Source organism: Streptomyces roseolilacinus, from assembly GCF_014649335.1.
GTDB classification, from domain to species: Bacteria; Actinomycetota; Actinomycetes; order Streptomycetales; family Streptomycetaceae; genus Streptomyces; species Streptomyces roseolilacinus.
This window is the reverse complement of sequence record NZ_BMSV01000010.1, coordinates 76,102-96,894: the sequence shown is the minus strand read 5'-3', so window position 1 is coordinate 96,894 and position 20,793 is coordinate 76,102. Positions and strand designations below refer to the sequence as shown.

The 20,793-nt window shown below is 75.8% G+C and carries 20 protein-coding genes; 9 read left to right on the top strand and 11 right to left on the bottom strand.

Annotation, left to right across the window (positions count from 1 at the left end; all coding sequences use genetic code 11):
- Positions 1-203 precede the first annotated feature (203 nt).
- Together IE106_RS23105 and IE106_RS23100 are read left to right on the top strand one after the other, a co-directional pair.
- Positions 204-827 (top strand): hypothetical protein, encoded by a 624-nt coding sequence (locus IE106_RS23105; RefSeq protein WP_189537103.1) that lies wholly within the window; start codon positions 204-206, stop codon positions 825-827.
- 162 nt (positions 828-989) lie between these two features.
- Entirely contained in the window at positions 990-2,060 is a 1,071-nt protein-coding gene (locus tag IE106_RS23100; RefSeq protein ID WP_189537102.1) for an RNA ligase (ATP), read from the top strand.
- Between the two features lie 273 nt (positions 2,061-2,333).
- Here IE106_RS23100 and soxR read toward each other — a convergent pair whose 3' ends face one another.
- Positions 2,334-2,852, bottom strand: coding sequence for a redox-sensitive transcriptional activator SoxR (gene soxR, locus IE106_RS23095; RefSeq protein ID WP_189537101.1), 519 nt, complete (start codon positions 2,850-2,852; stop codon positions 2,334-2,336).
- 99 nt (positions 2,853-2,951) lie between these two features.
- Here soxR and IE106_RS23090 point away from each other — a divergent pair, with 99 nt between their 5' ends.
- A complete protein-coding gene (locus IE106_RS23090) occupies positions 2,952-3,413 on the top strand; it encodes a MaoC family dehydratase (protein WP_189537100.1) in 462 nt (153 codons plus the stop codon).
- A 1-nt stretch (position 3,414) separates the two neighbouring features.
- Here the strand turns inward: IE106_RS23090 and IE106_RS23085 are convergent, their stop codons facing one another.
- From IE106_RS23085 to IE106_RS23075, 3 genes are all read right to left on the bottom strand, one after another.
- A complete protein-coding gene (locus IE106_RS23085; protein WP_189537099.1) occupies positions 3,415-4,062 on the bottom strand; it encodes a TetR/AcrR family transcriptional regulator in 648 nt (215 codons plus the stop codon).
- A 72-nt stretch (positions 4,063-4,134) separates the two neighbouring features.
- Positions 4,135-4,422, bottom strand: coding sequence for a YiaA/YiaB family inner membrane protein (locus IE106_RS23080; protein WP_189537098.1), 288 nt, complete (start codon positions 4,420-4,422; stop codon positions 4,135-4,137).
- A 62-nt stretch (positions 4,423-4,484) separates the two neighbouring features.
- On the bottom strand, positions 4,485-5,639 hold the full coding sequence (locus IE106_RS23075; RefSeq protein ID WP_189537097.1) for an acyl-CoA dehydrogenase family protein: 1,155 nt from the start codon (positions 5,637-5,639) through the stop codon (positions 4,485-4,487).
- Positions 5,640-5,698: 59 nt separating this feature from the next.
- On the opposite strand from IE106_RS23075, the gene IE106_RS23070 reads away from it, so the two are divergent.
- The 3 genes from IE106_RS23070 (at position 5,699) to IE106_RS23060 (ending at position 8,317) form a co-directional block, all read left to right on the top strand.
- Positions 5,699-6,370, top strand: a complete 672-nt coding sequence (locus IE106_RS23070) for a TetR/AcrR family transcriptional regulator (RefSeq protein WP_189537096.1) — start codon at positions 5,699-5,701, stop codon at positions 6,368-6,370.
- An 18-nt stretch (positions 6,371-6,388) separates the two neighbouring features.
- Positions 6,389-7,102 carry an ArsR/SmtB family transcription factor gene (locus IE106_RS23065; protein WP_189537095.1) on the top strand — a complete coding sequence of 238 codons (714 nt, stop codon included), beginning with the start codon at positions 6,389-6,391 and terminating at the stop codon, positions 7,100-7,102.
- A 201-nt stretch (positions 7,103-7,303) separates the two neighbouring features.
- On the top strand, positions 7,304-8,317 hold the full coding sequence (locus IE106_RS23060; RefSeq protein ID WP_189537094.1) for a DMT family transporter: 1,014 nt from the start codon (positions 7,304-7,306) through the stop codon (positions 8,315-8,317).
- On the opposite strand, the gene IE106_RS23055 is transcribed toward IE106_RS23060, so the two are convergent.
- The 7 genes from IE106_RS23055 to IE106_RS23025 form a co-directional block, all read right to left on the bottom strand.
- A complete protein-coding gene (locus IE106_RS23055) occupies positions 8,274-9,602 on the bottom strand; it encodes an MFS transporter (RefSeq protein WP_189537093.1) in 1,329 nt (442 codons plus the stop codon). The two genes, IE106_RS23060 and IE106_RS23055, sit on opposite strands and share 44 nt — an antisense overlap.
- A gap of 215 nt (positions 9,603-9,817) precedes the next feature.
- Complete coding sequence (locus IE106_RS23050; protein WP_189537092.1) at positions 9,818-10,900, bottom strand: zinc-binding dehydrogenase; 1,083 nt, start codon at positions 10,898-10,900, stop codon at positions 9,818-9,820.
- Between the two features lie 62 nt (positions 10,901-10,962).
- Positions 10,963-12,354, bottom strand: coding sequence for an aldehyde dehydrogenase family protein (locus tag IE106_RS23045; protein WP_189537091.1), 1,392 nt, complete (start codon positions 12,352-12,354; stop codon positions 10,963-10,965).
- Between the two features lie 128 nt (positions 12,355-12,482).
- Positions 12,483-12,959, bottom strand: coding sequence for a DUF3574 domain-containing protein (locus tag IE106_RS23040; protein ID WP_189537090.1), 477 nt, complete (start codon positions 12,957-12,959; stop codon positions 12,483-12,485).
- A gap of 104 nt (positions 12,960-13,063) precedes the next feature.
- Positions 13,064-13,936 carry a class F sortase gene (locus IE106_RS23035; protein WP_189537089.1) on the bottom strand — a complete coding sequence of 291 codons (873 nt, stop codon included), beginning with the start codon at positions 13,934-13,936 and terminating at the stop codon, positions 13,064-13,066.
- On the bottom strand, positions 13,923-14,597 hold the full coding sequence (locus IE106_RS23030; RefSeq protein WP_189537088.1) for a hypothetical protein: 675 nt from the start codon (positions 14,595-14,597) through the stop codon (positions 13,923-13,925). Before IE106_RS23030 ends, IE106_RS23035 begins: the two co-directional genes overlap by 14 nt.
- 110 nt (positions 14,598-14,707) lie before the next feature.
- Complete coding sequence (locus IE106_RS23025; RefSeq protein ID WP_189537087.1) at positions 14,708-16,912, bottom strand: molybdopterin oxidoreductase family protein; 2,205 nt, start codon at positions 16,910-16,912, stop codon at positions 14,708-14,710.
- A gap of 382 nt (positions 16,913-17,294) precedes the next feature.
- Here IE106_RS23025 and hmgA point away from each other — a divergent pair, with 382 nt between their 5' ends.
- From hmgA to IE106_RS23010, 3 genes are read left to right on the top strand one after another with little or no spacing between them, the layout of a single operon-like run.
- Complete coding sequence (gene hmgA / locus IE106_RS23020; RefSeq protein ID WP_189537086.1) at positions 17,295-18,629, top strand: homogentisate 1,2-dioxygenase; 1,335 nt, start codon at positions 17,295-17,297, stop codon at positions 18,627-18,629.
- A 48-nt stretch (positions 18,630-18,677) separates the two neighbouring features.
- Positions 18,678-19,427 carry a GntR family transcriptional regulator gene (locus IE106_RS23015; RefSeq protein WP_189537085.1) on the top strand — a complete coding sequence of 250 codons (750 nt, stop codon included), beginning with the start codon at positions 18,678-18,680 and terminating at the stop codon, positions 19,425-19,427.
- A 32-nt stretch (positions 19,428-19,459) separates the two neighbouring features.
- Entirely contained in the window at positions 19,460-20,689 is a 1,230-nt protein-coding gene (locus tag IE106_RS23010) for a type ISP restriction/modification enzyme (protein ID WP_189537084.1), read from the top strand.
- Positions 20,690-20,793 lie beyond the last annotated feature (104 nt).

Below are 20,793 nucleotides of genomic sequence, written 5' to 3'. Positions count from 1 at the left end.
AACGGGGGCGCGGGCGCCCGGCCGGCGGGGTGAGGGGCCGTCACGTCCCGGCCGCCGCCGCGCCGGGCGCCGCCGCGCGCCCTTCCGTACGGATGGGGAGAGGTGGTGGTGATGGAGTCCATTCGATTTTCGATGGAGCCGGAACGGGCACCCGTACGTCTCTTCAACGACGCCGAAGTACCAGCGACGGAGGTGGCGGAGCGATGGCCGGTTTCCGAAGTCTCGCCAGACAGGTTCGTGATCCGGGGTGCGACGTGGCGCTGCGGCGCTACTCGCTGCGCAAGTGCCTGGAGCGGTTCGCCCCGTACGGGCACCGCGCGACCTGGGACCACCTGTGCCGGCGGCACGGGTTCGGGCACGAGGACAGGGACCTCGATCCGGCGCGGCTGGTGGCCGCGCTCGACGAGGTGGAGGAGGCGCGGGCCGTGTGGCTCGCCTACGAGCGGCGGTTCGCGGAGCGGCGCCGCAGGGAGAAGCGCCTGGGGCTGCGCACCCCGGGGCCGATCGACGACTGGCACCGGCTCACCTGGGGCGGCAACGGCGTGGCGCGCTGCGTCGACCCGGCGGTGCACCCCGACCTGCCCCTGGGCGAGGCGCTGCGCCGGCTGATCGCGGCCCTGGAGGCGGGGACGGGCGGCTGCTGCCCGGTGTGCGGCGGGGACCGGTTCGTGTGGCGGTGGGACGGCCTGGACGAGGCGTGCGGGCCGGTGTGCGGGAACTGCGGGGTGCTCGTGCCCGCGCCGGTGCTGTCGGACGAGACCCTGGCGTCGGCCCGCCGCCGGGCGGCGCGGGCCGACGCGGTGCGGGAGCTGGCCGCCGTGGGGTGACCCGGGGCGGGGCGCGGGGTCACGCGGGCGCGGACGGGCCGCCGGAGCGGCCCGGCGCACCCGCGGCGGAGCGAAGGTAGCAGCCGGAAATCCCGGTGAGCCACCGGATTCGGTGCGGCGACAGTGGCGGTGACCGACCCACCGACCGTGAGGAGCCGCGCCATGTCCACGCTGCGCGTCACCGCCGAAGTGCTGACCGTCCACGAGCATCCGAACGCCGACGCCCTCGAACTGGCCCAGGTGGGCCTCTACCGCGCGGTCGTCGCCAAGGGCGCCTACCGGACGGGCGACGCCGCCGTGTACATCCCCGAGCAGGCGGTCCTCCCGGCGCCCCTCATCGAGGAGCTGGGGCTGACCGGGCGGCTGGCCGGGGGTTCGGCGGACCGGGTGAAGGCGGTGCGGCTGCGCGGCGAGCTGTCGCAGGGCATCGTGTGCCGCCCGCGCGCGCTGGCCGGCGTCGACCTGGTGCGGGCGGCGCGGGACCGCACGGACTTCGCCGGGCTGCTGGGCGTCACCAAGTGGGTGCCGCCGGTCCCCGTGCACATGAGCGGCGACGTGGAGTCCGCGCCCGACCTGCTGCCGTGGGGCGACGTGGAGAACATCCGGCGCTACCCGGACCTCTTCGTCCCCGGCGAACCCGTCGTGCTGACCGAGAAGGTGCACGGCACGGCCTGCCTGATGACGTATCACGCCGCCGACGGGCGGGTGCAGGTCTCCTCCAAGGGCTTCGGCGCCCGGAACCTGGCGCTGCGCGAGGACCCGCGCAACGTGTACTGGCGCGCGGTGCGCGGCCACGGCGTGCCGGAGGCGGCCGCCCGGCTGGCCGAGCGCCTCGGCGCCACCCGGGTCGGCGTGTTCGGCGAGGTGTACGGGCCCGGGGTGCAGGACCTGACGTACGGCGCCGGCGGCGAACGCCCCGGGTACGCCGTGTTCGACCTCTCCGTCGAGGTCGCCGGGCGGGTGCGCCGGGTGGACGCGGCGGAGCTGCACGAGGTGCTGGACGGCGAACTGCCGCTCGTCCCGCGGCTGTACACCGGCCCGTACGACATCGCGGCGGTGCTGGAGCTGGCCACCGGCCGGGAGACCGTCTCGGGGCGGGGCCTGCACCTGCGGGAGGGCGTGGTGGTCCGCCCGGCCACCGAGCGGCACAGCCCGGTGGTGGGCGGACGGGCCATCGCCAAGGCGGTGAGCCCCGCGTACCTGACCCGCAAGGGCGGCACGGAGTACGAGTAGGACCGGGCCCCGGGTCCGGGCCGGGGGTGCCGGGCCGGGGGTGCTCCCCCTCCGCGCCCGCTCCTACGGAGTGTCTTCAAAGTGGCGTCGTTCGCCCGCAGGGCGGGCCGGGCGGCGTCTGGTGCGTGCGATCGCAAGGCGGAGGAGGGAGCCACTGCGGAGCATGGGCGACCGACGACAACGCGGCTGGGGCCCCCCTGCTCGAGCGCAGCCGAGAGCTCGGGGGAGTGCGTGCCAGGCGTCGGCAGGCAGACGGGACTTTGAAGACACGACCTAGTCCGCGCACCCCTGCCGGGGGCGCTCCTTCGGTGCGCGGGCGCCCTCCTCGCGCGTGCGGGGGCGTCCGGGCAGGAGCCGGGAGCCGGTCATGCGCTCGCCGAACGCGTCGTCCGGGTTGGACAGGACGCAGGTGTCGAGGGACAGGCACCCGCAGCCGATGCAGTCGGTGAGGTGGTCGCGGAGCCGGGCGAGCTGCTGGATGCGCACGTCCAGCTCCGCGCGCCAGGTCTGGGAGAGCCGCGCCCAGTCCTCGCGGGTGGGCGTGCGCTCCTCGGGCAGTTCGGCGAGGGCCTGCCGGATGGTGGCGAGGGGGATGCCGACGCGCTGGGCCGCGCGCACGAAGGCGACGCGGCGCAGCGCGTCCCTGCTGTAGCGGCGCTGGTTGCCGCTGGTGCGGCGGCTGCTGATCAGGCCCTTGGACTCGTAGAAGTGCAGAGCGGAGACGGCCGCGCCGCTGCGCGCGGAGAGCTGGCCGACGGTGAGTTCGTGGATCTTCTCTGGAATCTGCGGCACCCCCCGAACCCTACTGGTCCGTTGACAAGGGCAACCGCCCCCAGCATGCTAAGCAAGCGCTTGGACATGACCGTGATCCGCCTGGGACAGGGAGCAGGGATGGCAGAGCCGAGGATCTTCACCTCCGTCGACGGGTTGCGGGCGGCGGTGGGCGAGCAACTGGGCCACAGCGACTGGCTGGAGGTGGACCAGAAGCGGATCGACCTGTTCGCCGAGGCCACCGGGGACCACCAGTGGATCCACGTCGACCGGGAGCGGGCGGCGTCGGGCCCGTTCGGGACGACCATCGCGCACGGCTACCTCACGCTGTCCCTGCTGCCCGTCCTCGTCCCGCAGGTGATGCGGGTGGAGGGCGTCCGGATGGGCGTCAACTACGGCACCGGCAAGGTCCGTTTCCCCGCGCCGGTGCCGGCCGGGTCGCGGGTGCGGGCGACCGCGGCCGTGAAGGCGGTCGAGGACGTGACCGACGGGGTGCAGGTGACCGTCGTGGTGACGGTGGAGCGCGAGGGCGGCGACAAGCCGGTGTGCGTCGCCGAGTCGATCTCCCGCTTCTACTTCTGACCTACCCCCGGGCCCGGAGCGCCGGGTCCCCGGCGCCCACCATGCGCAGGACGAGGTCGGCGTAGAGGGCGCCGACCTCGTCGGGCGTGCGGCTGCCCTGGGTGTTGAACCAGCGCGCCACGTCGATGCAGAGGGAGAGCACCGCGAGGGTGGTGCCCGGCACGTCCGGCACGTCGAACTCGCCCGCCGCCACGCCCTCGCCGATGATGCGGCGCACCGCGGCGTCGGTCCTGCGGCGCAGGGCGACGATCTCCGCGCGGTGCTCGGGGCCGAGCGCGTCCAGCTCGTACTGGACGACGCGCGCGGTGGTGTGGCGCTCGGCGTGCCAGCGGACGAAGGAGCGCACGGCGTCGGCGAGCCGCTCGGCGGCCGTCCCGGGGCCGTCCGCCGCCTCCTCCAGGATCTCCAGGGCCTTGTCGTGGCCGATGCGGCTGATCCGGTGGAGGAGCTCCTCCTTGGTCTTGTAGTGGATGTAGAGCGCGGCCGGGCTCATCCCGGCGCGGCCCGCGATGTCGCGGGTGGTCGTGGCGTGGTAGCCGCGTTCGGCGAAGGCGTCGACGGCGGCCACCAGCAGCCGCCGGGCCGCGTCCGGGGTGACCTCGCCCCACGGCACGTTCTCGCCGCCGGCCGTCTCCTCCGCCGTACCCATCGTTCGCCCCTTTCCGACCGCACAAGGACGAACACCATACCGCGAGGGTGAGCAAGCGCTTAGGGGCCGGGGTCAGAGCTTCTGGAACGGGTCGTGCTCGGCGAGCAGCCTCTCCAGCCGCGCCTGGTCGACGCGGCTGGCGATCCGCCCCTCCTCCTGGCGGTCGCGGACGACCTTGGCGAGGGTGAAGGCGGAGGTCGTCAGGTAGAGGACGGCGACGCCGAGGAAGGCGCGCACCCAGACGTCCGCCTCCAGGTTGCCGATGCCGAGGGCGACGGCCGCGAGGGCGACGGCGAAGGAGGCGACCGCCTGGGCGTGGTAGGCCGCGGTGCCCTGCTGCTTGACCGGTGTCTCACTCATGCGGACGAGGATGGCGGCGCCGCGGCGCGCGGCACATCCGCGCCGCTACTCAGGCCCGGTACTCAGAACGCCGAGATCCCGGTGAGGGCGCGGCCGATGATCAGCTTCTGGATCTGGCTGGTGCCCTCGTACAGGGTCATCACGCGCGCGTCGCGCAGCAGCTTGCCGACCGGGTACTCGTCGATGTAGCCGTAGCCGCCGAAGACCTGCAGGGCGTTGCCGGCGCAGCGGACGGCGGCCTCCGAGGCGAACAGCTTCGCCTGGGAGGCGGCGGTGGCGAAGTCCCGGCCGCGGTCGACGAGGTCGGCGACGCGCCAGGTGAGCATCCGGGCGGCCGCCACGTCGACGGCGATGTCGCTGATCAGCTCCTGCACCAGCTGGTGCGAGGCGATGGGCTTGCCGAACTGCTCGCGCTCCCCCGCGTAGCCGACCGCCGCGTCGAGCGCCGCCTGGGCGATGCCCACGCAGCCGGCGGCGACGGACATGCGGCCCTTGGCGAGGGCCGACATGGCGACGGAGAAGCCCTTGCCCTCGGGGCCGAGCATCGCGTCGGCGGGGACGCGCACGTCCTGGAGGACCAGTTCGGCGGTGGGCTGGCCCCGCAGGCCGAGCTTGCCGTGGACGGGGCGGCGGGTGAGCCCCGGCGTGTCGGTCGGGACGAGGAAGGCGGAGACGCCGCGGTGGCCGGGGGCGTCGGAGGTGCGGGCGAAGAGGAGGACGACGTCGGCCCAGGTGCCGTTGGTGATGAACATCTTGGAGCCGTTGACCACCCAGTCGCCGCCGGGGCCGCGGACCGCGCGGGTGGCGAGGTTCGCGGCGTCGGAGCCGGTGCCGGGCTCGGTGAGGCCGAAGCAGCCGAGCAGCTCGCCCGAGGTGAGGCCGGGCAGCCAGGCGCGCTTGTGGTGCTCGTCGCCCCAGGCGGCGACGGTCTTGGCGACCAGGCCGAGGGAGACCGAGACGATGCCCCGCACGGAGGAGTCGCCGCGTCCGAGCTCCTCGGTGACCAGGCAGTACGCGAGGTGGTCGCCACCCGAGCCGCCGTACTCCTCGGGGACGGTCAGGCCGAGGAAGCCGAGCGCGCCGAGTTTCTTCACGACGCCCCGGTCCACGCCCTCCTGCCGGTCCCAGGCGGCGGCGTGCGGGGTGACCTCGCGCCGGACGAACTCCTCGGCGAGCCGGCGGACGGCCTCCTGCTCCTCGCTCAGCTCCAGGTTCACGCGGACTCCCCTTAAATTACCAGCGCTAGTTTTTTGTGGGCAGCCCTACTATGTGCCGCATGGCCAGACCGCGCAAGCCCCTCCTCAGCAGAGCCCGCATCGTCGCCGCGGCGGCCGCCCTGGTCGACGCGGAGGGGCTGGAAGCGGTCTCGACCCGCCGCCTCGCCGCCGGGCTCGGCGTGAGCGGGCCGTCCCTGTACAACCACTTCCGCACCAAGGACGAGATCCTGGAAGCGGTCGCGGACGCGGTCAGCGCGCAGGTCGACCTGTCGATGTTCGACGAGTCCGACGCCCGCGACTGGCGGACGGCGCTGCACGACTGGGCCCTCTCCTACCGGGCCGCCCTCACCGACCACCCCAACATCGTCCCGGTGCTCGCCCGCGGCCCGGGCCGCCGCCCGGCCGGACTGCGGGTCGCGGATGCGGTGTTCGGCGCGATGGTCCGGGCCGGCTGGCCGCCCGCGCAGGCCACGTACATCGGCGCGCTCATGCGGTACTTCATCACCGGCTCGGCGCTCGGCTCCTTCGCGCGCGGTTTCGTCGACGACGAGACCGCGTACGACCCGGCCGACTACCCGCACCTCGGCCAGGCGCACCTGCTGGCCGAGCGGCGGGAGAAGGTCGACGAGGGCGCCTTCGAGACGGGCCTGCGGGCGCTGCTCGACGGGCTCGCCCTGCAGTACGCGGCGGTGGTGCCGGACGCGCACGCTGCGGCCGGCACCGAACGGTAGCCGCGCCATCCTGGACGCATGACGACCCGCTCCCCCGTCGCACGGGACCTCGCCGCGTTCGCCGCGCTGCTGGCCGACGAGACGCGCGCCGCGTTCTGCCTCGCCCTGCTGGACGGGCGCGCCTGGACGGCCGGTGAACTCGCCCGCCACGCGCGCGTGGCGCCGTCCACGGCCAGCGAGCACCTGGGCCGGCTGGTCGCGGGCGGCCTGCTCGCCGAGGAACGGCAGGGGCGCCACCGGTACGTGCGGCTCGCCGGCGCGCGGGCGGCGCAGCTGGTGGAGGACCTCGTCGCGTACACCGTGCCGGGCGCCGGCGTCCCGCCGCCGCGCTCGCTGCGGGAGGCGGGCGCACGGGACGCCATGGCGCGGGGGCGCACCTGCTACGACCATCTGGCCGGACGGCTCGGGACGGCCGTCACGGACGCGATGACGGCGCGCGGGCTGCTCGGCCAGGACGCCGGGTTCGCGCTGAGCGACCGCGGCCTGCGCTGGTTTCGGGACCTGGGCGTCGGCCTGGAGGCGAAGGGGCGGCGGCCGCTGGCGCGTGGCTGCCTCGACTGGACCGAGCGCAGGCCGCACCTGGCCGGGGTGGCGGGCGCCGCGCTGTGCCGGCACGCGCTGGACGCCGGGTGGTGCGTACGCATCGGGACGGAGCGCGCGGTGAGGGTGACGGCCGACGGGGAGCGGGCGCTGGCCGACCTGCTCGGGATCGGCGCCGAGGCGCTGCGCTGACGCCCCGCCGGGGGGCGGGGCGGGCGGCTCGGCGGGGGATGCGGGGGGCTTCTCCGCGGATGACGGCGCGGCGGGCGGGCTTCTGTGCGGGTGACGGCGCGGCGGGCCGGCGGTCCACCCGGTGTCCCGGCGGGCGTTCGCACGGGCGGGGGCGGTGACACTTCGGTGAGCGGCGAACCGTTCCGGCCGTACGGTCGCCCCATGGAACCGGTCTCCTCCTCCCGCACGCGCCGGACCGCCCTCGCGGCCGCCGCCGTCAGCGTCGTCCTGTGGGCGTCGGCGTTCGTGTCGATCCGCAGCGCCGGCACGGCCTACTCCCCCGGCGCCCTGGCGCTCGGACGGCTGCTCGCCGGCTCGCTCGTGCTGGGCTGCCTGCTGCTGGCCCGGCGCGAGGGGCTGCCGCCGCGTGCCGCCTGGCCGGGGATCGCCGTGTCGGGGCTGCTGTGGTTCGGGGTGTACATGGTGGTGCTGAACCAGGGCGAGCGGGAGGTCGACGCGGGGACGGCCGCGATGGTCGTGAACACCGGGCCGGTCCTCATCGTGCTGCTGGGCGTCCGGTTCCTGGGGGAGACGGCACCGCCCCGGCTGCTGTCCGGCATGGCGCTGTCGCTCGCGGGGACCGTCGCCGTCGGGCTGTCCCTGTCGGGCGGGGGGCGGGCGCCGGTGCTCGGCGTGGGCCTGTGCCTCCTCGCGGCGGCCGGGTACGCGGGCGGGGTCGTCGCGCAGAAGCCGGCGCTGCGCCACGCCGGCGCCCTGCAGGTGACCACGTTCGGCTGCCTGGTCGGGACGGTGGCGTGCCTGCCGTTCGCCCCCGCGCTGGTCGAGGAGGCCTCCCGGGCGCCGCTGTCCGCGACGCTCGACATGGTGTACCTGGGGGTGTTCCCGACCGCGCTGGCGTTCACCACGTGGGCGTACGCGCTGGCCCGTACGCCGGCCGGGCGGATGGGGGCGACGACGTACGCGGTGCCCGCGCTGGTGGTGCCGATGTCGTGGCTGGCGCTGGGCGAGGTGCCCGGGGCGCTGACGCTGGCCGGCGGGGCGCTGTGCCTGGCGGGGGTGGCGGTCTCGCGCTCCCGGCCCCGGACCCGCGGGACCGCCCGGGGCGGGGCCGGGGCGCGGACCGGGGCCGGGGCCGGGAGCGCGGAGGGCGCGGAGGGCGCGGAGGGCGCGGTCAGCTCCCGCCGGCCGAGGTCGCCCGGGCGGCGAGGATCCTGATGGAGACGAGCGCGACCACGGCGAGGACCATGATGTAGCCGGCCACGGACATCGACGTGCCGGTCGCCTCCAGCAGCAGCACCATGACGAAGGGCGCGAGGCCGCCGCCGATGACGGCGGAGATCTGGTAGCCGAGCGAGGCGCCGGTGTACCTCATCTCCGCCGTGAACAGCTCCGCGAACAGCGCCGCCTGCGGCCCGTACATGATGCTGAGGAAGCAGCTGGCGACGAAGGTGCCGACGGCCAGCCACAGCAGCGACGCGGTGTCGATGAGCAGGAACATCGGCACCGCCCACACGAGCAGGCCGAGCGCGCCGAACGCGTAGACGCGCAGGCGTCCCACGCGGTCGGAGAGCGAGGCCGCCCAGGGGATCAGCACCAGCTGCGTGAGGCTGACGCAGAGGGAGACCGTCAGCACGGCGCTGCGCTCCATGGCCAGTTCGCGGGTCGCGTAGTCGAGGACGCCGGTGATGACGATGTAGAAGGTCGCGGTGTTGACGGCGAAGGAGCCGCCGGCCAGCAGCACCGTGCCGAGGTGGTGGCGCAGGATCGTGCCCAGCGGGGAGCCGGACTCGCCCTTCTCCCGCTCCGCGAGGGCCCGTTCGGCGGCCTTGAAGTCGGGGGTCTCCTCCACCCGCGCGTGGATGTACCAGGCGAGGCCGAGGACGAGGAAGCCGACGAGGAACGGCACCCGCCAGCCCCAGGAGGCGAACGTCGCGTCGCTGGTGACGGCACCGGCGACGAGGAAGACGGTGTTGGCCGTCACCACGCCGATGGGGACGCCGAGTTGGACGAGGCTGCCGTACAGGCCGCGTCTGCCCTCGGGGGCGTACTCGGTGGCCATGAGCATCGCGCCGCCCCACTGGGCGCCGACCGCGACGCCCTGCAGGACGCGCAGGAGGACCAGCAGCACGGGGGCGGCGACGCCGATCGTCTCGTACGTGGGGAGCAGGCCGATGCCGACGGTGGCGAGGCCCATCAGGGTGAGCGCGAGGACCAGCATCGGCTTGCGGCCGCGCTTGTCGCCGAGCTGGCCGGCGACGATGCCGCCGACGGGGCGGGCGAGGAAGCCCACGGCGAAGGTGGCGAAGGCGGCGAGGACCCCGGCCGACGGGCTGTCCGCCGGGAAGTAGAGGTCGCCGAGCACGAGGGCGGCGGCGATGCCGAAGACGAAGTAGTCGTACCACTCCACGGCCGAGGCGAGCGCGGCGGCGGTGGCCACCCTGCGCCGGCGGCGGTCGGCGGGGGCGGTCGCGGGGGGAGCGGAGGAGGGGGCCGTGTCCATGGGTGCACACTCCGAACGGGTGCGGGCGGGGACGGGGAAAGGGGGGCGGCGCCTGGTTGCCGGGAACGTACCGACCGGCTGGTATGGCGTCAACGGCCTGGACCGCAACGGTTTCGCCGCCCCGCGGCCCGGCCTCCCGGCCCCATCGGAAGGCGTCCGGGCAGGACGGGGACCCCGGCCGCCGGGTGCGCGGCCGGGGTCTCCCACCTGCGGTTCTAGAAGACGACCAGGGCGCGCCCGCCCTTGCCGGCGAGCATGTTGCCGAACGCCTCCGGGATGCCGTCCAGACCGATCCGGTGGGTCACCAGGCCGCTCAGGTCCAGGCGCCCCGCGCGGACGTGCTCGGCGAGCACGGGCAGGTCGCGGGCCGGGTCGGAGTTGCCGTAGACGCAGCCGGACAGGGTGCGGCCCCAGTGGAAGATCTCCAGGGCGTGGAACGTCACCCGCTGGTCCTTGCCGCCGATGCCGACGACCGTGGTGCGCCCGCCGCGCCGGGTGGAGTCCCAGGCGGCGCGGATGGTGGCGGCCCGGCCGACGCACTCCACGGCCGCGTCGGCGCCCCGCCCCCCGGTCAGCGCGCGGACCTCGCGCGCGGTCGTGTCGGAGGCGACGAGGAAGTCGGTGGCCCCGGCGGCCTTCGCCAGGGCCTCCTTCTCCGGCGTCACGTCGACGGCGACGATCGGTCCGGCGCCGGCGATCCGGGCGGCCTGGAGGGCGGCCAGGCCGACCCCGCCGACGCCGAACACGACGACCGACTCGCCCTCGCGCACGCGGGCGGAGTGGTGCACGGCGCCGTAGCCGGTGAGCACGGCGCAGCCGAGGAGGGCGGCGTCGGCGAGCGGCACGCCGTCCGGGACGGGCAGGACGCAGGAGACGGGGACCACCGTCTCCTCCGCGAACGCGGCGACGCTCAGCCCCGGGTGGAGGTCCCTGCCGTCCTCGGAGACGGCGTGCACGCGGTGCATGCCGGACAGGGCGTCGACGCACAGCCACACCTCGCCGATCCCGCAGTGGTGGCAGGACCCGCAGGCGGGCGCCCAGTTGAGGACGACGCCGTCGCCGGGGGCGAGGTCGGTGACGCCCTCCCCCACGGAGACCACGGTGCCGGCGCCCTCGTGGCCGAGGACGGCGGGGACGGGCACGCGCATGGTGCCGTCGGACAGGGACAGGTCGGAGTGGCAGACCCCGGCGGCGACGAGGCGGACCCGGACCTCGCCGGGGCCGGGCTCGGGCAGTTCGATGCCGGTGATCTCCAGCGGAGACCCGACGGCGGGCAGGACGGCGGCGCGGACGACCACGATCGGTTTCTCCCGACTGGTAAGGCTCGGAGCGTTCGGGGCGCCCGGGGTTCCCCGGGCTGTCAGAACTGGAGGGACTTGGTGTGCAGGTACTCGGTGAGGCCGTGGACGCCCAGCTCCCGGCCGATGCCGGACTGCTTGTACCCGCCGAACGGGGCCAGCGGGTTGAAGCGGCCGCCGTTGACGTCGACCTGCCCGGCCTCCATCCGGCGGGCGAAGGCGACGGCCGCGTCGGGCTCGCCCCACACGGCGCCCGCGAGACCGTACACCGTGCCGTTGGCGATGCGCAGGGCGTCCTCCTCGTCCTCGTACCGCAGGAACGCCACGACCGGGCCGAAGATCTCCTCCTGGGCGATCGTCATGTCCGGCGTCACGTCGGCGAAGACGGTCGGCGCGACGTAGTAGCCGCGCGCCAGCGGCGGCTGGGGGCCGCCCGCGACGAGCCGGGCGCCCTCGGCGACGCCCTTCTCGATGTAGGAGACCACGCGGTCGCGCTGGGCGGCGCTGACGAGCGGGCCGATCCGGTCGCCGGCCGGGTACTTCGCGGCGGCCTGGGCGGCGAGGGCCACGGCCTCCTCGTACTGGTCGGCGCGGACCAGGACGCGGGTGAGGGCGTTGCAGCGCTGGCCGGAGTTGAACATGACGCTCGCGACGCTGCCGGCGACCGCCTGGGCGAGGTCGGCGCCGGGCAGGACGACACCGGCCGACTTGCCGCCCAGCTCCAGGGCGACCCGCTTGACCGCGCCGCCGGCCGCCGCGCCGATGCGCCGGCCGACGGCGGTGGAGCCGGTGAAGGAGATCATGTCGACGCCCTCGTGGTCGACGAGGGCCTGGCCCGCGACGTGCCCGAGGCCGGTGACCACGTTGACGACGCCGGCGGGGAGGCCCGCCTCCTGGACGCACCGCGCGAACAGCCGCGCGGTGAGCGGGGTCTCCTCGGCGGGCTTGACCACGACCGTGCAGCCCGCCGCGAGGGCCGGGGCGACCTTGGCGACGACCTGGTGCAGCGGGTAGTTCCACGGCGTGATCGCGCCGACGACGCCCACCGGCTCCAGCAGCACGGTGGAGTTGCCGACCTTCTCCTCGAACGGGTACGTCGCGAGGAGGTCGGCGTACGAGCCGGCCACGGTGACCGGCAGCCCGGCGTGCACCGCGTGGGAGATCTTGGGCGGGGCGCCCAGCTCGGCGGTGACGGTGGCGGCGACCTCGTCCTGGTGGGCGGCGAGGGCGTCGCGCAGGGCGGCGAGGCGGGCGGCGCGCTCGGCGGGCGGGGTGGCGGACCAGCCGGGGAACGCGGCGCGGGCGGCGCGTACGGCGGCGTCGACGTCCTCCGCCCCGCCGGCCGGCACCGAGGCGAAGACCTCCTCGGTCGCCGGGTTCACCACGGCGATGGTGCCGGTGCCGGCGGCGGGCCGCCACGCACCGTCGATGTACATCCCGTCGTGGACCTTCATCGCTGTCTCCTTCGGCCTGGCTCGCTGGGGCTGTCGCGCGTGCGTCGCCCACCAAACTAGCGGCGGTAGTTTTCCACCGCCAGAGGCCGGCGCCCCCGGGTCGGCACGATCCTGCCACCACGGTCCGCTCAGAAGTCGGCCAGGACCCGCTCGTCGACCCGCCCCACGGACTCCTGCCCGAAGGCGCGCACGTATGCCGCGCGGATCCGCTCGACCTCCCGGCCGCCTGCCGCCGCGTCGGCGGCCGGGTAGAGCAGGACCAGTTCGTACGAGCGCTCCCGCACGATCCGGCCCGAGGCGTCCCGCCACTGGCCGCGCCCCTCCCGGACGGTCAGCCCGGCGGGGAAGCGGGGGGTGACCTCGCGGTCGACGAACGCCGTGAACTGGGCGTCCGTCACGTCCGGTCCGCCGTCGGGCCGTTGGGTGCCGAAGAGGAGGCGGGTCTCGACGTGGGACCGCGCCCCGGGCACGGCGGCGGTGGCGGCCGCGGGGGCCGGGGCGTCGCCGAACGCGGCGTACGCGGTGGGGGCGCCGGCCGCCAGGAGGCAGGCGGCGGCGAACACCGCGGTGCGGGCGCGGGGGCGGGGGCGCGCGGGGAGGGGCATGCGGGTCTCCTCTGCGGGGCGGGGCGGGCGCCCGGTCACCGGGGCGGGTCCGGCGGACGGGAACGCCGCGGCGGGCCCGCGCCGTGGGGCGCGGGCCCGCCGCGTCACGCCCCGCGGGGGGCGTCCGCCGGGACGGTGTCGGTGAGGTGGGCGAAGACGACGACGTTGGCCGCATACCCCTGACGGGGGTCGAAGGCACCCCCGCAGGTGAGCAGGCGCAGCTCGGGCCGTCCCGCCGGCCCGTACACCTCCCGGTCGGGGAAGTTCGCCTTGTCGTAGGTGCGCACGCGGTCGACCGTGAACACCGCGGTGATCCCGTCCTCGCGGGTGACCCGGACGGTGTTGCCGGGCTTGAGCGCGTTGAGGTTCAGGAAGATGGCCGGCCCGGTGCGGGTGTCGCGGTGGCCGACCACGATCGCGGTGCCCTTCTCGCCGGGCGTGGCGCCGCCCTCGTACCAGCCGACCAGCCGGGGCCGGTCGACGGGCGGGGAGAGCAGCTGCCCCGACCGGTCGAGGCCCAGGCGCATGACCGGCGCCTCGATGGTGATGGCCGGGACGGCGATCCGCTTGGCGGGCGAGGGCGGGAGGGGGGCGGGGGGCGGTTTCGCCGACGGCCGCGGCGCCGCGGGCCACGTCGGGCCCCCCGCCGGCCGTCCGGCGTCCCGCCGTGCCTGCGGGCCGGCCGGCTGCCGGGTCCGCGGGGCGGCCGGCCACCCCGTCCGCGGGTCGCCCTGCTGCCGCGCCCGCGGGGCGGCCGGCTGCCCGGCCTTCGCCTCGGCGGTGGGCGGCGGGGTGGTCACGGGCCCCGGCTGCGGCGCCGCCACCACTGCCGGGGCGGGCCCGGACGGCTCGCCGTCCTGGGCCCACCAGGCCCCGCCGGAGACCAGCACCACCGTCGCCGCCACCGTCCTGGTGAGGCGGAGGAGGCGCCGCTGCCGACGGGTGAACCGTGAGTACCGGGGCCTACGCGGCGCCATCGGCGCGACGGCGACGGCGGACGAGGATCAGCCCGGCGGTTCCCGCCAGGCCGGCCGCGAGCGCCGCTCCGACACCGAGCACCGGCGTGTCGCCGGCCGTGCCCGCCATGCCGCCGCCGCCCGCGCCCACACCGCCGCGCGGCTCCTTGTGGGCCTGGTCGCCGCCGCCGTCGCCGCCGTTGCCCTGGCCGGCGTCCTTGGTGTCCTTGGTGTCCTTGTGGTCCTTGCCGTGGTCGCCGTCCTTGTGCCGCTCGCCGTTGGGGCAGTCGACGCGGAAGGTCTTCAGCTTGATCCCGGTGGCGCCGGGGAAGGTCCAGGTGAGCCTGTACTGGCCGTCCGGCAGCGTCAGTTCGGTGGTCTGCCCGGTCCCGGTCGCGGTGAGCGTGATCGCCCCCTGGACGGTGGGGTCGCCGGCCTCCAGCGGCTCCGGGGTGAGGGTGTAGGTGAGCTGCTGCAGCCCCTCGAAGTTGAAGGCGGCGAGGTAGAAGCGACACACCTTGGACTCGCTGCGCTGGTCGAGCGGCGGCGTGTCGGTGTCGTGGATCTTGATGTCGCCGTTCTCACCGGGCTGGGCGACGGCGGCGGGCGCGCCGGCGAAGGCGAGGCCGCCGAGGACGAGTCCGGCGACGGCGGTGCGCAGGAGTGGTCGGGCTGCGGTCATGACGGGTTCCTCCGTGAGGATGTCGTACGGATCAACCGATAATCCGACTATCAGTCACATCCCGGATATGAGCCGCACGGTGCACGGCGCGCCGCCGCCGGTTCGCCCGGTCAGCCCACCGGCGTCACCTCCACCGGGAAGCCGTTGAGCACGGCCGTTCCGGAGAGGGGGTCCAGGCGGGTGCCGTCGAGGAGCTGGTTGACGTTGACCCCGGGGCGGGTCGCGGCGAACGAGAGGCGGGTGCCGGGCCGGTCGTGGCCCCAGCCGTGCGGGAGGCTCACCACTCCCCTGCGGACCGCGTCCGTCACCTCGACCGGGGCCTCCACCTCGCCGCCCTCGCCCTTCACCCGGGCCGGCGCGCCGTCGCGCAGGCCGAGGCGGGCCGCGTCGTCCGGGTGGACCTGCAGGGTGCAGGTGTTGGTACCGCCGTTGAGGGCGGGGACGTTGTGCAGCCAGCTGTTGTTGGAGCGCAGGTGGCGGCGGCCCACCAGGACGAGCGGCGGCGCGGGGTCGGCGAGGGCCGCGCGCAGCCGGGGCAGGTCGGCGGCGATCGGCTCGGGGAACAGCTCGACGCGGCCGCTGCGGGTCTTCAGCACCTGCGGGAGGCGCGGCCGGAGCGGGCCGAGGTCGATGCCGTGCGGGTGGGCGAGGAGGTCCTCCAGCGTCAGCCCGTACGGGCCGAGGCGCAGCATCAGGTCGAGCCGCCGCTCGGCGGGGGTGCGGCCGGTCAGCCGGGTGGCGAACGCGGCGGGGTCCATGCCGTGCGCGGGCGAGTGCGGCTGGGCCGCGGCCTTGGCGAGGGCGCGGTCGATCGCCAGGGCGTCCACGGCGTCCGGCGGCGTGCCCTGCGCGCCGGTGGCGGCGAGGACCAGCCGGGCGTGGATCTCGCACTCGTCCATCCGGCCCTCCTCCAGCGGGACGGCGGCCGGGGTGTAGCGGACCTGGTTGCGGACGGCGAAGTGGTTGAACGCGAAGTCGAAGTGGGCGGTCTGGGAGGGCGGCGGCGGGGGCAGGACCACGTCGGCGTGGCGCGTGGTCTCGTTGAGGTACGGGTCGACGGCGACCATGAAGTCCAGGTCGCGGTCGAGCGCGCGGTCGAGGCGGTCGCCGTCCGGGGCGGAGAGGACCGGGTTCGCGGCGATCGTCACGAGGGCGCGGACGCGGCCGTCGCCGGGGGTGTCGATCTCCTCGGCGAGCGCGGCGAGCGGGAGTTCGCTCTTGGCCTCCGGGTGGCCCGAGACGCGGCTGGACCAGCGGCCGAGGGCGAAGCCCCTGCCGGGTCCGGCGGGGCGGGGCGCGGGCGCGGTGGCGGCGAGCGGGAACATGGCGCCGCCGGGGCGGTCGAGGTTGCCCGTGAGGACGTTCAGGACGTCCACGAGCCAGTTGGTCAGGGTGCCGTACGCGACGGTGCTGCCGCCCACCCGCCCGTAGACCGCGGCACAGGGCGCCGCCGCCAGTTCGCGGGCCATGGCGCGGATCGTGCCGGGCTCCACGTCGCACGCCGCGGCGACCGCCTCGGGGGTGAAGTCCCGTACCGCCGCGGCGACCCGGTCGACGCCCTCTAGGTGGCCGGCGAGGGCGCCCGGGTCGGCGAGGTCCTCCGCGAACAGCACCTGGGCCAGCGCGGCGAGGAGCAGCGCGTCCGTGCCGGGGCGGATCGGCACGTACCGGTCGGCGAGGCGGGCCGTGCGGGTGCGGCGCGGGTCGACGACGGTGAGGGTGCCCCCGCGGGAGCGCAGGGCCTTGAGGCGGCCGGGGAAGTCGGGCGCGGTGCACAGGCTGCCGTTGGAGTCCAGCGGGTTGGCGCCGACGATCAGCAGGTGGGCGGTGCGGTCCAGGTCCGGGACGGGGATGGCCTGGGCGTCGCCGAACAGCAGGCCGCAGGAGACGTGCTTGGGCATCTGGTCGACGGTGGAGGCGCTGAAGACGTTGCGGGTGCGCAGCGCGCCCAGCAGCAGCGGCGGGTAGAGGGCGCCGGCCATGGTGTGGACGTTGGGGTTGCCCAGCACGACGGCGACGGCGTTCGGGCCGTGGGCGGCGACGAGCGGCGGGAGCCTGCGCGCGACCAGGTCGAACGCCTCGTCCCAGGTCGCCTCGCGCAGGGCGCCGTCCACCCGGACGAGCGGGGAGCGCAGCCGGTCCGGGTCGGCGTCCAGCTCTCCGAAGGAGGCGCCCTTGGGGCAGACGAACCCGCGGCTGAAGATGTCGTCGCGGTCCCCGCGGGCCCCGGTGACGCGGGTGCCGTCGAGGGTGAGGGTGAGCCCGCAGGTGGCCTCGCAGAGCGGGCAGATGCGCGGCGCGGTGGTGGTGGGCATGGGTCTCCCCCGGTTCTACGGCGGACACGGAAGCGGACCCGGCCGAGCATACCGACCGGTACGCACGCTGGCGACGGTCGGAGCGGGACCGGAGCGGACGGGACCGGAGCAGCGGGCGGGCCCGGAGCGGGCGGGCCCGGAGCGGGCGGGGCTTCGCGACCGGTCCCCGGCCGGCCCGGCACCGGGGCCCTGCACGGGGGCGGGCGAACCACCCGGCCCCGCCCCGGAACCCCCCGGGCGGCGGATCCGTCCCACTCCCGCTCCGGCACGCGGCGCACGGCCGGCGACCGGGGCCGCGGACTCCGGCGGCCCGCCCCGTTGACGTGGACCGCCTGGAATCCTACGGTCTCCCATAGGATTCCATGAGCAGCAGGAGCGTGCGATGAGCATGGGCGGCGCCGCAGAGGCGAACGAGCAGACGAGGAAGACCGCCGAGAGCCTGGAGTACCTCTCCGGCTTCGGCAACGAGCACCATTCGGAGGCCGTGCCCGGCGCCCTCCCGCTGGGGCGGAACTCCCCGCAGCGGGCACCGCTCGGGCTGTACGCGGAGCAGCTGAGCGGCAGCGCCTTCACCGAGCCGCGGGCCCACAACCGCCGGTCGTGGCTGTACCGCATCAGGCCCTCGGCCGCGCACCCGCCGTTCACCCGCGCCGACAACGGCGCGCTGCGCTCGGCGCCCTTCACCGAGACCGTCCCGGACCCCAACCGGCTGCGCTGGAACCCCCTCCCGGAGCCCGCGCCCGGTACGGACTGGCTGGCCGGCCTGTGGACGCTGGGCGGCAACGGCGACGTGGCGCAGCGCGCCGGCATGGCCGTGCACCTGTACCACGCGAACGCCCCCATGGAGCGGGTGTTCAGCGACGCGGACGGCGAGCTGCTGATCGTCCCGGAGCGCGGCGGGCTGCTGCTCCGCACCGAGCTGGGCCTGCTCGCCGTGCGCCCCGGCGAGGTGGCGCTGGTGCCGCGCGGCGTCCGCTTCCGCGTGGAGCTGGTGGACGGGACCGCCCGCGGGTACGTGTGCGAGAACTACGGGCAGCCGTTCCGGCTGCCCGACCTCGGCCCGATCGGCGCCAACGGCCTGGCGAACCCGCGCGACTTCCGGGCCCCGGTCGCCGCGTACGAGGACGTGGAGGGCCCGGTCGAGGTCGTCAACAAGTACTGCGGCAACCTCTGGCGGGCCACCTACGGCCACTCCCCGCTGGACGTCGTCGCCTGGCACGGCAACCACGTCCCGTACGTCTACGACCTGCGCTCCTTCAACGTCATCGGGACGATCAGCTACGACCACCCCGACCCGTCGATCTTCACGGTGCTCACCGCGCCGACCGACACGCCCGGCCTCGCGGGCGTCGACTTCGTGGTGTTCGCGCCGCGCTGGCTGGTCGGCGAGGACACCTTCCGCCCGCCGTACTTCCACCGCAACGTGATGAGCGAGTACATGGGCCTCATCGAGGGGGCGTACGACGCGAAGGCGGAGGGATTCGTCCCCGGCGGCGGGTCGCTGCACAACATGATGTCCGCGCACGGCCCCGACCGGGAGACCTTCGACAAGGCGAGCGCCGCCGAGCTGAGGCCGCAGAAGGTCGACGACGGCCTGGCCTTCATGTTCGAGACCCGCTGGCCCGTGACGGCCACCGCCCAGGCGGCCGGAGCGGACCACCTGCAGCGGGGCTACGACGACGTGTGGCAGGGTCTGGAGCGCCACTTCCGCTCGTAAGTACGCCGCCCCAGGGTCGTACGCCGCACGCAGCAGTACGGAGATGCCGTGTCCGCCTTCGCCCCCGACTCCCTGGTCCTGAACCGGAAGCTTCCGCTCTGGTACCAGGTGTCCCAGTCCCTGCGCGCCTCGATACTGGGGCGCTCCCCGGACGCGTCGCTGCGGCTGCCCACCGAGGAGCAGCTGGCGGCGCACTACGGGGTGAGCGTGCTGACCATGCGCCAGGCGCTCAAGGAGCTGGAGCAGGAGGGGCTGATCAGCAGGCACCGGCGGCGCGGCACCTTCATCGAGCCGGGCGCCCGGCGCAGCGCCCCGCGCCGGCTGCTCGGCTCGATCGACGCGATCGTGGCGCAGCAGTCCGGCGAGCGGACCACGGTGCTCGGGCACGGCGCGGCGAAGGTGCCCGGGGAGCTGGCGGAGTACTTCCCGGGGGTGGCGGAGGTCGTCACCTACCGGCGGCTGCGCCGGGACGTGGAGACGGGCGAGCCGACCAACTGGGCGGAGAACGCCGTCCTGCCGGAGCTGGCCGACCGGATCGACGTGGCGGACCTGGAGCGCTGGCCGATGACGAAGGTGCTGCGGGACGGGGTCGGGGTGCGCATCAGCCGGATCACCGACACGGTCGAGGCCCGGCTCGCCGACCCGGTGACGGCGGACCTGCTGGAGGTGCCGCTGCTGTCGCCGATCCTCCACTACACGGGCGTGGCGTACGACGAGGACGGCCGCGTGGTGGACGTGGCCCGCATCCGCTACCGCGGCGACCGGTTCTCCTTCACGGTCACCGTCGAGGCCGACTGAGGCCGCCACGGCCCGGTCGGGGCGGCGCTAGCATGCAGCGCGTGAACGCGGACGTGCCTCCCGACGACGTGCCTCTGCTCGACGACCTCATGCCGTGGTCCGTGCCGGCGCTGCGGCTGGGCCGGGAGTGGGTGACCGCCCCGGACACCGGGACGCTGCGGGCCCGTTGGGACGCGCTGGTCGCGGCCGGCGGCACGGAGCGCGAGGCGCTGTTCCGGCCGAGCCGGGCGCGCACCCCGCGCAGCGCGGTGGCCGCGCTGCCGGGGCAGCGGACCGGGACCGCGCGCTTCGCCCGTGAGGACGGGCCGTGCCCGCGGCCGGTGCGGATCGCGTACGGGCCGTTCGACGAGCGGTGGCTGCTGCCGGACCACCGACTGATCGACGCGGCGCGGCCGGAGCTGTGGCGGGTCGCGGACGAGCACCAGGTCTTCGCGGTGGAGCAGGGGTACGTGCCGGGGGCGGCGGGCCCCGCGCTGCTGGTGACGGCCCCGCTCCCGGACGGCCGCTCCCCCACCGGGCGCCCCGGCCGCGTCCGCCCCCTGTACCGGCGCCCCGGCGGCCGCGAGCCGAACGTCGCGCCGGGCCTGCCGGCGCTGCTGCGGGAGCGGTACGGGCGGGAGCCGGCCGCCCCCGACCTGCTCGCGTGGGCGGTCGCGGCGGCGGTGCCGTCGCCCGCCGGGTGCCGGGTGCCGCTGCCCGGCGACCCGGACGTCTGGGCGGCGGGCGTCGCCCTGGGCCACCGGATGGCGTCGGTCCAACTGCGCGGCGCCCGGGGCGGGGAGCGGCCGCGCCTGCCGGGCGGGCGGCGGCCCTACGTGCGGGCCGCGCCGCCGCCGCACCCCGGGACGCTGGAGTACGACGCCGACGAGGAGGTCCTGCACGTGGGGACCGGGCGCGTCGCGCCGGTGCCGGCGGAGGCGTGGGAGTACCACGTGGGCGGGGTGCGGGTGCTGCCGCTCTGGTTCGAACGGCGGACCGCGGCCGCGGAGCCGGGCACCCTGGAGGCGATCCGCCCGCCGGCCTGGCCGCGCGAGTGGACGTCCGAACTGCTGGAGCTGATCACCGTCCTGGCGCTGCTGGGCGCCCTGGACGCGGAGCGCGCGGCCCTCGCGGACCGGCTCCGGTCCTCCGGCGCGCCGCCCCTCACCCGCGCCGGCCTGCGGGCCGCCGGGGTGCTCCCCCACCCGGCGGCCGTCCGGCGCCCGGCCTCCGTGCTGGACCACCCCGAGGAGGGCCCGGAGGGGCAGTTCGCGCTGCTCTAGCGGCGCCGGCACTCCGGGCCGGCCGAGCCGGTTCCGTATGGATTATCGATTTCACCAGGTGATTGACGGGCTACCCACGGTGAGCGATATTCCGTTCCGGTACG